This is a genomic window from Streptomyces sp. P5F9 (assembly GCF_057961495.1).
Map to the genome: position 1 here is coordinate 1 of NZ_JBXVPZ010000251.1, position 13,837 is coordinate 13,837.

At 71.1% G+C, this 13,837-nt stretch carries 9 protein-coding genes and 1 pseudogene; 6 read left to right on the forward strand and 4 right to left on the reverse strand.

What is annotated here, in order from left to right; all coding sequences use genetic code 11:
- Nucleotides 1-49: 49 nt before the first annotated feature.
- Nucleotides 50-1,453, reverse strand: coding sequence for a M20 family metallopeptidase (locus AC31A1_RS31780; protein ID WP_489656640.1), 1,404 nt, complete (start codon nt 1,451-1,453; stop codon nt 50-52).
- 164 nt (nt 1,454-1,617) lie between these two features.
- Here AC31A1_RS31780 and AC31A1_RS31785 point away from each other — a divergent pair, with 164 nt between their 5' ends.
- Complete coding sequence (locus AC31A1_RS31785) at nt 1,618-2,556, forward strand: LysR family transcriptional regulator (RefSeq protein ID WP_489656641.1); 939 nt, start codon at nt 1,618-1,620, stop codon at nt 2,554-2,556.
- 2 nt (nt 2,557-2,558) lie between these two features.
- Nucleotides 2,559-2,840 (forward strand): annotated as a pseudogene (locus AC31A1_RS31790) (SDR family oxidoreductase); the annotation flags it as partial.
- A 49-nt stretch (nt 2,841-2,889) separates the two neighbouring features.
- Here the strand turns inward: AC31A1_RS31790 and AC31A1_RS31795 are convergent.
- On the reverse strand, nt 2,890-3,816 hold the full coding sequence (locus tag AC31A1_RS31795) for an oxidoreductase (protein WP_489656642.1): 927 nt from the start codon (nt 3,814-3,816) through the stop codon (nt 2,890-2,892).
- A gap of 182 nt (nt 3,817-3,998) precedes the next feature.
- On the opposite strand from AC31A1_RS31795, the gene AC31A1_RS31800 reads away from it, so the two are divergent.
- Nucleotides 3,999-4,502, forward strand: a complete 504-nt coding sequence (locus tag AC31A1_RS31800; protein ID WP_489656647.1) for an excalibur calcium-binding domain-containing protein — start codon at nt 3,999-4,001, stop codon at nt 4,500-4,502.
- A gap of 150 nt (nt 4,503-4,652) precedes the next feature.
- Here AC31A1_RS31800 and ppdK read toward each other — a convergent pair whose 3' ends face one another.
- A complete protein-coding gene (gene ppdK, locus AC31A1_RS31805; protein WP_489656643.1) occupies nt 4,653-7,373 on the reverse strand; it encodes a pyruvate, phosphate dikinase in 2,721 nt (906 codons plus the stop codon).
- 405 nt (nt 7,374-7,778) lie between these two features.
- A complete protein-coding gene (locus AC31A1_RS31810) occupies nt 7,779-8,981 on the reverse strand; it encodes an ROK family protein (RefSeq protein ID WP_489656644.1) in 1,203 nt (400 codons plus the stop codon).
- Nucleotides 8,982-9,101: 120 nt separating this feature from the next.
- Between AC31A1_RS31810 and AC31A1_RS31815 the strand changes: the two genes are divergently transcribed.
- From AC31A1_RS31815 to AC31A1_RS31825, 3 genes are all read left to right on the forward strand, one after another.
- On the forward strand, nt 9,102-10,574 hold the full coding sequence (locus tag AC31A1_RS31815) for an MGH1-like glycoside hydrolase domain-containing protein (protein ID WP_489656648.1): 1,473 nt from the start codon (nt 9,102-9,104) through the stop codon (nt 10,572-10,574).
- Nucleotides 10,571-12,508, forward strand: a complete 1,938-nt coding sequence (locus tag AC31A1_RS31820; RefSeq protein WP_489656645.1) for an amylo-alpha-1,6-glucosidase — start codon at nt 10,571-10,573, stop codon at nt 12,506-12,508. Before AC31A1_RS31815 ends, AC31A1_RS31820 begins: the two co-directional genes overlap by 4 nt.
- 149 nt (nt 12,509-12,657) lie before the next feature.
- Nucleotides 12,658-13,837 (forward strand): hypothetical protein (locus tag AC31A1_RS31825; RefSeq protein ID WP_489656646.1); only part of this gene is annotated, 1,180 nt, incomplete at its 3' end.

A 13,837-nucleotide genomic window follows, 5' to 3' on the forward strand; every position in this document is an offset into this window, starting at 1 on the left:
GTGTTGGGGAGGGGTGTGCCGGACGGGGCGCGGGTGCCGAGACTGGGGACTAGCGAGGCTGTACGGGAAGCGGCCGGTCCGCCGGTGGACGGCCCAGCGCATGGAACAGACCGGCCGCCAGGACGAGGCCCTCGCGGGCGATCGGCGCCAACAGGTGCTCGTCCGGGGCGTGTTGGAGGCAGCCGGGGTAGGAGTGGGGCAGCCAGAGGGTCGGCAGGCCGAGGATGTCGGTGAAGACGGCGTTGGGCAGGGAGCCGCCGATGTTGGGCAGCACGGCGATCGGGCCACCGGTGACCTCTTCGAGCGTGGTCCTGGTCCAGCGCACCCACGGGTCGTCGAGCGGGGTGCGGCTCGCGGCGAAGCTGCCGAGCACGCGGACGTCGACCATCGGGTACCCGTGCTCGGCCAGGTGCCGGGCGATCGCTTCGGCGGCCTTGTCGGCGTCGGTGCCTACGACGTACCGGAGTTGGAGGACCGCGCGGGCGCTGCCCGGGATCGCGTTGACCGGCCGGTCGGCGTCGGCCGCGCCGAGCGCGAGGACTTCGAGGGTGTTCCAGGCGTAGAGCCGTTCGGCGGCGGACAGTTCGGGTTCGCCCCAGCCTTCGTCCGGTACCGGGTCGCCGGGTGAGGCCGCGACGGTGACGCCGGCGAGAGCCTCGCGGACCTCCTGCGGGATCGGGGGCGGCAGCAACTCCGGTACCCGGATACGTCCGTGGCCGTCGACCAGGGTCGCGACGGCGCCGGCGAGGGTGGTCGCGGGGTTGCGCAGCAGGCCGCCCCAGTTGCCGGAGTGATAGGCGTCCGGCCGTAGATCGACGGTGAGTTGGAGCCCGAGGCCGCCGCGCGCGCCGAGGAACAGCGTCGGGGTCGTGGCGTCCAGGCGCGGTCCGTCCGAGGCGACGAGCACGTCGGCGCGCAGCGACTCCCGGTGTTCCGCCGCGAATTCGGCGAGTCCGGGCGAGCCGATCTCCTCGCCGGACTCCAGCAGGAAGGTCAGGTTGAAGCCCAACGAGCCCTGGTCGGCGAGGAGGAGACGCAGGGCAGTCAGATTGACCAGGTGCTGGCCCTTGTTGTCGGCGGCGCCGCGTCCGTACCAGCGCTCGCCCTCGGCGGTCAGTGTCCACGGGTCGCGGCCCTCGCTCCACCGGCCGGCCTGGCCGTCGACGACGTCCGCGTGGCCGTAGACGAGCACGGTCGGGAGGTCGGGGGACTCGACGCGGGTGCCGATCAGGAAGGGTCCGGCCGCTGGATCGGGGTTGTCGTGGCGCGCGACCTCGCAGCCGAGGGCGGCCAGGGCGGGGGTCAGGAACTCGTCCAGGTATGCCTCAATGGCAAGGCGGCTCTCCGGTCGGGAACTCTCCGTGGCGTACGCGACCATGGCGGCCAGCTCGGTGAAGAAGGCACCCGAGTCGACGAACTCCTCGGCTTTACGGGCCAGTTTCTCAGGGATCACGGGAAGATTTCTCCAGGGAGGGCGGCGTTCGGGCGGGCGGTGCGCTCTCGTCGTTCCAGCAGAGTAGGGCGGATCCGGGCCTGCGACCATTGCCGTTTGTGACGTGAAGCGTTCTACTTTCGGCAACGCGATGTCTGACCAACTGCCTGATCACAGGGGAACTCATGCAACTCCTGCCGGTGAACCTCGCCTACTTCCTGGAGGTCGCCCGCACCGGATCGGTGACCGAGGCGGCGCACGCCCTGAACGTCGCGCCCTCGGCGATCAGCAGGCAGGTCGCCAAGCTGGAGTCCGGCATCGGGGTCCCGCTGTTCGCCCGGCACCCACGCGGGATGACCCTGACCGAGGCCGGCTCGCGGCTGCTGGCCCACGCCCGGCGCACGGAGACCGAATCGACCACGCTGGTCGAGGAGTTGAGGACGGGGCGGGGAGCGGAGGCGCGCAGTGTCGCCGTCGCCTGCTCGGAGGGGTTCGCGCGACGGCTGGTACCGCGGGCGATCGCCGACTTCCGGCGCGCCCACCCCGACGTGGCCTTCCGTGTGGACGTGGTCGCCCGTCAGGAGGCGACGCGCCGCGTGGTCGAGGGCCTCGCCGATGTCGCCGTCACCTACACGATGGGCCCGCAGCACGACGTCCGCGTCGAGTGCGCGGTCGTGGTCCCGGTGGCGGCGATCGTCCCCCTCGGTCACGAACTCGCCGGGCGCGACCGCATCGGCCTCGCCGACCTGTGCGCGTACCCGCTGGCGCTGGCCTCGCCGGGCACGAGTCAGCGTGAACTCTTCGACATCGGGGCGCAGTTGGAGGGGATCACGGTCCGCCCTGCGCTGGTCTGCGACAGTCTCGCTCCGCAGTACGAGTTCGTGCGGGCGGGAGGGGGCCTCGCGCTGGTCGGAGACCTCGGTGACCTGGGTGACCTCGGCGACCTCGGCGACGGCGAGCGGGACACCGCGACCGAGGGCGTGACATACGTCCCCGTGGACCACCCGGTGTTCCGGCAGCGCGAGGCGCAGGTGCAGACGGCGACGGGGCGGCGGCCGTCCTGGTCGGCGACACAGTTCACCGAACTGCTGGTGGCGTCGCTGCGGCGGGACCGCTCCCCCTGAACCCCAAGGCCGCCGTGACCGTGCTGAGCAAGGGCGCCGCCGTAGACCACATCCGCGAGGGCGTCCGTATCAACGTGGTCAGCCCCGGCGCGACGGACACCCCGATGTCCCTGCGCGCGGGCGAGACGGAGGCCGACCGAGCCGAGCGCGTACGGGCCACGCTCCCCCTGGGCCGTATCTCCGCCACGTCCGAAGTGGCCGCCGCCGTCCTCTACTTGGCCTCGGACGACGCGGCGTCGGTGGTGGGCACGGACCTGGTTGTGGACAGCGGCGCGACGGCGTGATGGCCGGGGGCCTGAACTCCGAGGGCCTGAACTCCGGTAACTCGGCTGCTCACGCCTTGAGTTGGTCGTACACAACCCCGGTCAGCTCCGCCGACGCCGCCCAAAGCCGTTGCCCCATCGCGTCGTTGAGGGTCCAGGGTGCCCGCCAGGACGGTGCCGGTGCCCCGCGCCACATGGCGACGCGGGGGCCGAAGAACGCATCAGGGCGTACGTCGGGGGCGGTGGCCGCGTAGAGGGAGGGCAGCGCGCCGGCCTCCGCGGACTGGGCGAAGACGCGGTTGCCGATCTCCATGAGCCGCTCGGCACCCTTGCGCCCCTCCGCCTGTGGCCCGGCGGTCTGGAGGTTGGTGGCGGCGTATCCGGGGTGGGCGGCGGCCGCGACCACCCCCGAACCGGCCGCCGCGAGCCGCCGCGCCAGCTCGTGCGTGAAGAGCAGGTTGGCGGACTTGGAACGGGAGTACGCGGTCCAACGGCTGTACCGGCGCTCGCTGTTGAGGTCGTCGATGTCGATGTTGGCGAACACGTGCATGAAGCTGGAGAGCGTGACGATCCGGGCGGCGGGCGCGTCGAGCAGCGCCGGCATCAGCAGCCCGGTGAGCGCGAAGTGCCCCAGGTGGTTGACCCCGAACTGCGTCTCGAATCCGTCCACCGTCGTGCCGTACGGCATCGCCATGACCCCGGCGTTGTTGACGAGCAGATCGAGCCGTTCGTACGGAAACGTGGCCGCGAACTCCCGCACCGACGCGAGGTCCCCGAGATCCAGCCGCCCGAACTGCGCCTCGGCGCCCGGCACTTCGGCCACGATCCGGTCGGCGGCCTCACTCCCCCGCGCCTCGCTCCGGCACGCGAGCACCACCCGGGCACCCTTGCGGGCCAGCTCGCGCGCGGTGACGTAGCCGAGCCCGCTGTTGGCCCCGGTGACGACGGCGACCCGGCCGCGCTGGTCGGGGACGGCCTTCTCGTTCCAGCCGGACATGATCGGGCTCCCTCTGGGTGTCGTCGAACGTCGGTGATCGGTTGGGATCTCAGCGTACGAGAGCCGACCCGTCACCGCTCCGCTCACACCGAGCGACATATCCATCACGAGATGGTCACTCTTCCTTCACCACTCTCACCCGGGCAATACGGTCCATGTCTCACCAGACACAGGGGGACGACATGACGCACCCGTACGCCACACCACCCATGCCCCAGCCCCAGCCGCCGTTCCGGCCCGTCCGCCCCGCACCCCGCTGGGCCCGCAAGCGGTACGTACTCCCCGCCCTCGCGCTGGCCTTCTTCATCGGCATCGGCGCGGGCGGCTCGGGCCAGGACAAGAAGACCGACACGACGGCCGACGCGAAGCCCGCGGCGGCCAGTCCCCAGCCGACGATGACCGTCACGGCGACGACGACGGAGACGGCGACCCCGGCGCCCGCACCCACGGTCACCACGACCAAGACCGTCAAGGTCACGAAGACGGTCACCGCGGAGGCGGCCGCGGGCAGCGGCTCGGGTTCAGGCTCCGGCTCGGGTTCCGACGACTCCGACTCCGGCGGCGGCAGCACCTATTACACGAACTGCACCGCGGCCCGCGCGGCCGGCGTCACGCCCCTGCGCGTGGGCGACCCCGGCTACGACTCCCACCTCGACCGGGACGGGGACGGGGTCGCCTGCGAGTGACGGCGGACGGCAGCGGAAAGGGGCGACACCCCCGCACAGGGTGCCGCCCCTCCCCTCGAAATCCGGAACCACCGCCGCGTCGGTGAGGGTCAGGATGACCGACAGCAGCCCCGGGGTTCTTGGATGCCGTACGACTGAATGCCGTACGCCCTACCGGTGGTCGCTCCCCTGTCCCGCCGAAGCCGCCCGCCCCGCCTCAAGCCGGGCCACCGGGATCCGGAACGGGGAGCACGACACGTAGTCCAGTCCGACCTCGTGGAAGAAGTGGACCGACTCGGGGTCGCCGCCGTGTTCGCCGCAGACGCCGAGTTTCAGGTCCGGGCGGGTTTCGCGGCCCGCCTTCGCCGCGAGCTTCACCAGGGAGCCGACGCCGTCGCGGTCGATCGTCTCGAAGGGGGAGACGCCGAAGATGCCCTTCTCCAGGTAGGCCGTGAAGAAGGAGGCCTCCACGTCGTCCCGGCTGAAGCCCCACACCGTCTGCGTGAGGTCGTTCGTGCCGAAGCTGAAGAACTCCGCCGCCTCCGCGATCTGGCCCGCGGTCAGGGCGGCGCGCGGGAGTTCGATCATCGTGCCGATCGACAGCTTCAGGGACGTGCCCGTTGCCGCCTCCACCTCCGCGACGACCTGGTCGGCCTCCTCGCGGACGATCTCCAGTTCCTGGACCGTGCCGACGAGCGGGATCATGATCTCCGCGCGCGGGTCGCCCTTCGCCGCCTTGCGCTCGGCGGCGGCCTCGGCGATCGCCCGTACCTGCATCGTGAACAGGCCCGGGATCACGAGACCCAACCGCACACCCCGCAGCCCCAGCATCGGGTTCTGCTCGTGCAGGCGGTGGACCGCCTGGAGGAGGCGCAGGTCGTTCTCGTGGGACTCCTGGCGGGACTCGGCCAGAGCCACCCGGACCGACAACTCCGTGATGTCCGGCAGGAATTCGTGCAGCGGCGGGTCCAACAGGCGGACGGTGACCGGGAGTCCGTCCATCGCCTTGAACAGCTCGACGAAGTCGGCCTTCTGGAGCGGGAGAAGAGCCTTGAGGGACTCCTCGCGTTCGGTGTCCGTGTCGGCCAGGATCAGGCGTTCCACCAACTCGCGGCGGTCGCCGAGGAACATGTGCTCCGTACGGCAGAGACCGATGCCCTGGGCGCCGAAGCGGCGGGCGCGCAGCGCGTCCTCGGCGTTGTCGGCGTTGGCGCGGACCCTCAACCGGCGTACGCGGTCCGCGTATCCGATGATCCGGTGGACCGCCTCGACCAGCTCGTCGGCGTCGTCGGCGCCCGCGTGCATCCGGCCCTCGAAGTACTCGACGACGGGAGACGGGACGACCGGGACCTCGCCCAGGTACACCTTGCCGCTGGAGCCGTCGATCGAGATCACGTCGCCCTCCTCGACCACGTGACCACCCGGCACCGTCATCCGGCGCCGCTTGGTGTCGACCTCCAACTCCTCCGCGCCGCAGACACACGTCTTGCCCATGCCCCGCGCCACGACGGCCGCGTGGGACGTCTTGCCGCCGCGCGACGTGAGGATGCCCTCCGCCGCGATCATGCCGTCGAGGTCGTCCGGGTTGGTCTCGCGGCGGACCAGGATCACCTTCTCGCCCGAACGCGACCACTTCACCGCCGTGTACGAGTCGAAGACCGCCTTGCCGACCGCCGCACCCGGCGAGGCCGCGATGCCCCGCCCGACCTGCTGGACCTTCGCCTCGTCGTCGAAGCGCGGGAACATCAGCTGCGCCAACTGCGCGCCGGTGACCCGCTGGAGGGCCTCCGCCTCGTCGATCAGCCCCTGGTCGACGAGTTGGGTCGCGATACGGAAGGCCGCACCCGCCGTCCGCTTCCCCACCCGCGTCTGAAGCATCCACAACTGCCCGCGCTCGATGGTGAATTCGATGTCGCAGAGATCCTTGTAGTGGTTCTCCAGGGTCTTCATGATCTGCATGAGCTGGTCGTACGACTTCTTGTCGATCTGCTCAAGTTCCGCGAGGGGCACAGTGTTTCGGATGCCGGCGACCACGTCCTCGCCCTGCGCGTTCTGCAAGTAGTCGCCGTAGACGCCCTGGTGGCCGCTGGCGGGGTCGCGGGTGAAGGCGACACCCGTGCCCGAGTCGGGGCCGAGGTTGCCGAAGACCATCGAGCAGACGTTGACCGCCGTGCCGAGGTCGTGCGGGATGCGTTCCTGGCGGCGGTAGAGCTTGGCGCGGTCGGTGTTCCAGGAGTCGAAGACCGCGTGGATGGCGAGGTCCATCTGCTCGCGCGGGTCCTGCGGGAAGTCGCGGCCGGCCTCGGCCTTGACGATCCGCTTGAACCGGGTGACCAGCTTCTTCAGGTCGGCCGCGTCCAACTCGGTGTCGACGGCGACCTTCTTGACCTCCTTGGCCTTGTCGAGCGCCTCCTCGAAGAGGTCGCCGTCGACGCCGAGGACGGTCTTGCCGAACATCTGGATCAGGCGGCGGTACGAGTCCCACGCGAAGCGCTCGTCGCCGGCCTGCTTCGCCAGGCCCTGCACGGACTTGTCGGAGAGGCCGATGTTCAGGACCGTGTCCATCATGCCGGGCATCGAGAACTTCGCCCCGGAACGGACCGACACGAGGAGGGGGTCGTCGGCCTGCCCCAGCTTCTTGCCCATCGTCGACTCCAGCGCGTCGAGGTGTGCACTCACCTCGTCACGCAGTGCCGCCGGCTCCTCGCCACTGTCGAGGTAGGTCTTGCACGCCTCGGTGGTGATGGTGAAGCCGGGAGGGACGGGAAGGCCCAGGTTCGTCATCTCGGCGAGGTTGGCACCCTTGCCGCCGAGGAGGTCCTTGAGGTCCTTGTTTCCCTCGGTGAAGTCGTAGACGAACTTCACTACGTGGGGTTCTTTGTTTTCCGACACGGGTCTCGACTCCTCGGGACGCGGGTGGCTGCCCTGACGGCCAGGAACATACCCAGATCGAAGGCGTCTGGGTACGTCCACTTGCATGTCATGCGTCTGTAACCGGCAGTCCGCCAGCGGATCGAAAGTCAAAGCTCGGCAAGCGAACACCGCCGGATGTTTTCACTTCTTGAACGCGACGCGGCCCATCGGCGCGCATTTACGCTCACATGAGCGGTTCGCGGCTCGACTGTTTTCGATCGATGAACGATCAAGGGGTGGCACGGAGTGCCACCCCTTGGAGAAGTGCAGCCGCGCAAGATCCGCTCACCTGAGCGCCACCTCTATCAAAGGTGGCGAGAATCACGCTTCCATACCCGACCGGATTTCACCATCCGGACGAGTGCCGGGAGGGAAACGTGAACGTCACATGCCCAGCGCGAGCAGCCGCTCCTCCACCCGCTCCGGCGCGTACAGATGCTCCACGACCAGCGCCCCCGCCCCCACCAGCCCGGCCCGCTCACCCAGCCGTGAGGTCAGTACGTGCAGATGAGCGGTGGAGCGCGGCAGCGCCCGCTGGTACAGCAGCTCGCGTACACCCGTCAGGAAGGAGGTGCCGGCCAGGTCTCCGGCGATCATCAGCACCCCGGGGTTGAGCAGCGTCACCACGGTCGCCAGGACGTCCCCGACCTGCCGTCCCGCCTCACGGGCGAACGCGGCCGCTCCCGGATGCCCGGACGCGAGCAGGTCCCGCACATCCGAGCCGGACGCCGCCGGCACCCCGGTCTCGGCCAGCCGTCGCGCCACGGCGCCACCGCTGGCGACGGCGGCGAGACAGCCGTAGGACCCGCAACGGCACAGCGCCTGCGCGCCCGCCGGGACGCGGATGTGGCCGATGTCGCCGGCGCCGCCGTCGATCCCCCGGAAGATGGAGCCGCCGACGACGACTCCGGCGCCGATACCCGTCGAGACCTTGACCAGCACGAAGGCCGAGCAGTCGGGGTGTCCGGTGCGCTGTTCGCCGTAGGCCATGAGGTTGGCGTCGTTGTCGACCAGGACCGGGACCCGGGGGGCGCCGGTGTGTTCGGTGAAGGCGCGGGCCAGGCGGCCTCTTATGTCGTAGCCGTCCCAGCCGGGCATGATCGGCGGCTGGACGACGCGGCCGGTCTCGCTGTCGACGGGCCCGGGGACCGCGAGGCCGATGCCGCAGACCTCGGACGGCTGGTGTCCGGCCTTCTCCAGGAGTTCGGCGAACCAGCGGCCGAGTTCGCCCAGTACGGCGTCCGGGCCGTCCTCGATGACGAGCGTGCCGCCGTGCTCCGCGAGGATCTCGCCGGTGAGCGAGAGGACGCACGCGCGCGCGTGGCGGGTGTCCAGGTCCGCCGCGAGGACTACGGCATGGGCGTCGTCGAACTCCAGGGTGATCGAGGGCCTGCCGCCCAGCGGGGAGTCCACGGGACCGCCCGCACCCTCGCGCAGCCAGCCCGCGCGGAAGAGCCGGTCCAGGCGCTGACCGACGGTCGCGCGTGAGAGTCCCGTCACCTGTTGGAGGGCGCCGCGGGTCGTGGCGCGCCCGGTGCGTACCAGTTCGAGCAGATCGCCGGCGCTCGCCTGACCTCGTCCAGTCATGCGCACCCCCTTGTGTTTCTCAACCCTGCATTACATATTGAGTTTTGCGTGTTAAATAGACGTAACCCTACGGTAGCCATGACCGAACCGGTCGGCACGATGTGTTTCGTGGAGTCCCGAGTGGATCGCACTGCCCAGCTCACAGCCCTCCCCGTGGAACGCACCTTCGTATACGATCCGCCACCCTTGTCAGGTTCGCTGCACCTCAGGGCGGCTGCCGTGCTGGAAGGGAACTGGACGGGTACCTCAACCGTCCCCTCCCGCGGTCTGTATCCGCACCAGTGGTCCTGGGACTCCGCGTTCATCGCGATCGGTCTGCGGCACCTCTCGCCGCTGCGGGCGCAGACGGAGCTGGAGACGCTGCTCGCCGCCCAGTGGGGCGACGGCCGTATCCCGCACATCGTCTTCAACCCCTCCGTACCGCTCGACGCGTACTTCCCGAGCCCCGACTTCTGGCGCTCCTCGACCGCTGGGCGCGCAGCGGGCGCCCCGCGCACCGTACAGACCTCGGGCATCGTGCAGCCACCGGTCCACGCGCTGGCCGCGTGGCTGGTCCACTGCGCCGATCCGGGCCTCTCCCGCGCGCGTGGCTTCCTCGCCGGTGTCTACCCCCGGCTGGCCGCCTGGCACCGCTATCTGCTGCACCGGCGGGACCTGGGCGGGGGCGGGCTCGCGTCCGTCGTGCACCCCTGGGAACAGGGTATGGACAACAGCCCTTGCTGGGACGCCCCGTTGAGCCGGATCACGCCCGCCCCGGCCCGTTCCTTCCGCCGCGCCGACCTCGACCACGGGGCCGCCGAGGACCGGCCCACGGACTTGGACTACGGCCGTTACGTACGGCTCGCGACGGACTACCGGGACGGCGAATACGCCGATGGGGCAAGCGAGTTCGCGGTGGAGGACCCGTCCTTCAACGCGCTGCTCATCGCCTCCGAACACGCACTCGCCCGTATCGCCCGGGAGTTGGGTGCGACCGGCACGGCCCGGCACGCGCGCGCGGAGCGCCTCACCGGGGTGCTGATCGAGCGGCTGTGGAACCCGGCGGAGGGGATGTTCTTCTGCCGAGACGTACGCGGTGGAGAACTCATCCCCGAGCGCAGCGTCTCCGGCCTGATCCCGCTCCTCCTCCCCGACCTGCCCCGGGACATCGTCACGGCCCTCGTCCGTACGGCGTCCGGCCCGCACTTCGGGCTCGGCGACACCACTCAACTCCCGCCCAGCTACGACCTGTTGGGCGAGGCGTTCGATCCGCACCGGTACTGGCGCGGCCCGGCCTGGTCCAACACGAGCTGGCTGCTGGAGCGCGGCCTGCGGCTGCACGGCGAGCGGCCGCGGGCGGACGCCCTGCGCGAGGCGGTCCTGGAGACCGCCGCCACCACCGACTTCGCCGAGTACGTCGACCCGTACGACGGTGAGGCGTGCGGCGCGACCGGCTTCAGCTGGACCGCCGCGCTGACCCTCGATCTGCTCCACGAGCCCCCCGGACACGGCGTGTCCGGCCCGGTCCTCGGCACGTTCGACATGCGTGACACAGAAGTGGACGACAGCGAAGTCGAGGTCGCCACCAGAGTCAAGGGAGGGGACCGGGGATGACGGACCGGCATCATCTGCTCGTGCACGGCGGGACGTTCGCAGCCGTGGGCGACGGCGGGGACATCAGCGGCGTACGGGGCGGCAGTTCCCCGGACGGGTTATTCGTACGGGACGCCCGGCATCTGAGCCGCTGGCAGTTGACGGTCGACGGCGCGGTGCCGGAGGCGCTGACGCCGGTGGCCGACGGGGACATGGCACGCTGTGTCCTCGTCCCGCGCGGCGGCCGCCAGGAGCCGCCCGCGCACACGCTCTTCCGTGAACAGGCCGTCGGCGACGGCGCGTTCGTCGAGTCGCTGAAGGTGACCAGCAACCGCCCGGTGCCGACCACGGTCCGGCTCGCGGTCACCGCGGACGCCGACTTCACCGACCAGTTCGAACTCCGCTCCGACTACCGCACCTACGCGAAGACCGGCGCCACCCGCTCCCGCCAAGTCCTGGAGGACGGCGTGGAGTTCGCTTACCAGCGCGGCGAATGGCGTTCTTGTACGACGGTCACGGCCGAGCCCGCTCCCGACGGCGTCGAGGAGACCGGCACCGGCGCCCGCCGCATGGTGTGGACCCTGGACCTCGAACCGCACGGCACCGCCGAGTTGGCGCTCCGCGTGATGGCCCGCCCGCACGGCGACAAACGCGCCCTGCGGGTACCGCGCTCCCCGTCCGCCCTGAACGACCAGCTCATCGCCCTGGAGGGCGAGTACGTCCAGGGCGTCTCCTTCCCCACCGGCTGGCCGGAGTTGGCCGCGGCCTGCGCCCGGGGCCTGTCGGACCTGGCCTCGCTCCAGGTCCCGGCGACGGGTCCCGACGGCGAGGAGCTGCGCGTACCGGCGGCGGGGGCGCCGTGGTTCCTGACCCTGCTGGGCAGAGACGCCCTGCTGACCTCCCTCTTCGCCCTCCCGTACCGCCCCCAACTCGCCGCCGCCACACTGCCGGCGCTCGCCGCGACACAGGCGACCGACGTGGGCCCCGAGTCGGTCTCCCAGCCCGGCAAGATCGTGCACGAGGTGCGGCACGGCGAGTTGGCGCACTTCGGGCAGGTGCCGTACGGGCGTTACTACGGCTCGGTGGACGCGACGCCGCTGTTCCTGGTGCTGCTCGGCGCGTACGTGGAGCAGACCGGCGACACGGCCCTGGCCCGGCGCCTGGAGCCCAACGCCCGTGCCGCGATCGGCTGGATGCTCGACCACGGCGGCCTGACCTCGCGCGGTTACCTGGTCTACCGCGCCGACCAGGGCGGCCTCGCCAACCAGAACTGGAAGGACTCCCCCGGCGCGATCTGCGGTGCCGACGGCACGCGCGCGAGCGGTCCGGTGATGGCGGCGGGGGCGCAGGGTTACGCGTACGACGCGCTGCGCCGCACGGCCCAACTCGCCCGCACGGTATGGGAGGACGAGACCTACGCGGCCCTCCTGGAACAGGCGGCGTCCGACCTCCGGGACCGTTTCCAGCGGGACTTCTGGATGCGGGACCACTCGTTCCCGGCGCTGGCACTGGACGGCGAGGGCCGGCAGGTCGACGCGCTGGCGTCGGACGCGGGCCATCTGCTCTGGTCCGGCCTGCTGGACAAGGAGTACGGCGAACTGGTCGGCCGCAGACTCCTGGCCCCGGACTTCTTCTCGGGCTGGGGAGTCCGAACGCTGGCATCAGGCCAAGCGGCGTACCACCCTCTCTCGTACCACCGGGGTTCGGTCTGGCCGCACGACAACGCGCTGATCACGCTGGGCCTGGCCCGCTACGGCCTGCACGACGAGGCCCGCACGGTCGCGCACGCGCTGGTCGACGCGGCGACGGCGACCGGCCACCGTCTCCCGGAGGTCCTCGCGGGCTACGGCCGCGACACCCATTCGGAGCCGGTCCCGTACCCGCACGCGTGTGTACGGGAGTCCCGTTCGGCGGCGGCTCCGTTGGCGCTGCTCACGGCGGTCGGGGGCGCGTGACACAACGGTGATAAGGCGTTTGCCGGGTGTTTGCCCAGTTCCGTGAACAGCGGCACGAGGCGACTCGTACGGAAGAGCGGCGGTCCTGCCTCCCCAGTCGGACCGCCCCTCCACTCCGATCACGGGCCTCGCACGGAAGGACCTTCGGGTTGCCTCAGCACACGAGCACACGCCAGACACCGAATACGGCCGGGGCAGCCGATGGCGAGGTACTGCCCCCGGACACGAACGACGAACCGACACCGAAGCCGGCCGGCGCGACAACAACACCGGAGGCCTCCGCCATCGCAGGCGGCACCGGGACCAAGTCCGAGGCGGGCGCGGGGAGTTCCGCGGTTGGCGCGGGTGAGGTCGAGGCTTCTGCGGGCGGCGCGGAGCCGGAGGCCAAGGCCGGCGCTTCCGCGGCCGCCGCGAGCGAGGGGAAGACGCGGGCCAGCGCTTCAGCGGGCACCGGCAGCAGCACCAAGACCGGAACCTCCCTCGCCGCCGGGAGCGAGGTGGAGCTTCCCGCAGGCGCGGACACCGAAGCCGACCTTCCGGCAGACGCCGAGACACGGGCCGGCCATTCGGTGAACGCCGACGGCAGGACCAAGGCCAGAACCTCCCCGGCCGCCGAGACGAGGGCCGACCGCCTCGCGAGCGTCAAGAGCAAGGCCAGGCCTTCCGCCGGCACCGCGCCCAAGGCGGGCTCCCCTGCGGGCGCCGAGCCCGAAGCCGCCTCTTCTCCCGCCGCCAAGACCGAGACCAGTTTCGCTGCCCCTGCCGAGACCGAGGACGGCTCCCCTGCGGGCGCCAAGACCAAAATCGGCGCTTCTACCGCCACCAAGACCGAGACCGGCTCGCCTGATGGCACCGCGACCAAAGCCGGCCCCCCGGCAAGCGCCGAGCCCGAAGCCGCCGCTTCTCCCGCCCCCGAGACCGAGACCAGTTTCGCCGCCTCTGCCAAGACCGAGGTCGGCTCCCCCGCGGGCGCCAAGACCAAAATCGGCGCTGCTACCGCCGCCAAGACCGAGACCGGCTCGCCTGATGGCACCGCGACCAAGGCCGGCTCCCCGGCAGGCGCCGAGCCCGTAACCGCCGCTTCTCCCGCCGCCGAGACCGAGCAGGTCGAGGCCTCCGCGCCCGAACGGGCCGTAGAGGCGCCGCCCGAGGCTACGGCGGAAGCCGCGCCCGACAGCGCGTCCAGCGCCGTGAGGTCCGGGACAGCCGAGGACGTCGACGCCACCGCCCCCGAAGCCCTCGCCTCCGAGGCCCTCGCCTCCGAGGCCGCCGAGAAGGCCGCGACCACCCCGTCCGCCGAACCCGACGCCTCAGCCACCGACACGGACA

Excerpts from the sequence above, each read along its gene's own strand:
- AC31A1_RS31785 (WP_489656641.1), top strand. The coding sequence starts at position 1,618 with ATGCAACTCCTGCCGGTGAACCTCGCCTACTTCCTGGAGGTCGCCCGC.
- AC31A1_RS31810 (WP_489656644.1), bottom strand. The coding sequence starts at position 8,981 with ATGACTGGACGAGGTCAGGCGAGCGCCGGCGATCTGCTCGAACTGGTA.
- AC31A1_RS31800 (WP_489656647.1), top strand. The coding sequence starts at position 3,999 with ATGACGCACCCGTACGCCACACCACCCATGCCCCAGCCCCAGCCGCCG.
- AC31A1_RS31795 (WP_489656642.1), bottom strand. The coding sequence starts at position 3,816 with ATGTCCGGCTGGAACGAGAAGGCCGTCCCCGACCAGCGCGGCCGGGTC.
- AC31A1_RS31820 (WP_489656645.1), top strand. The coding sequence starts at position 10,571 with ATGACGGACCGGCATCATCTGCTCGTGCACGGCGGGACGTTCGCAGCC.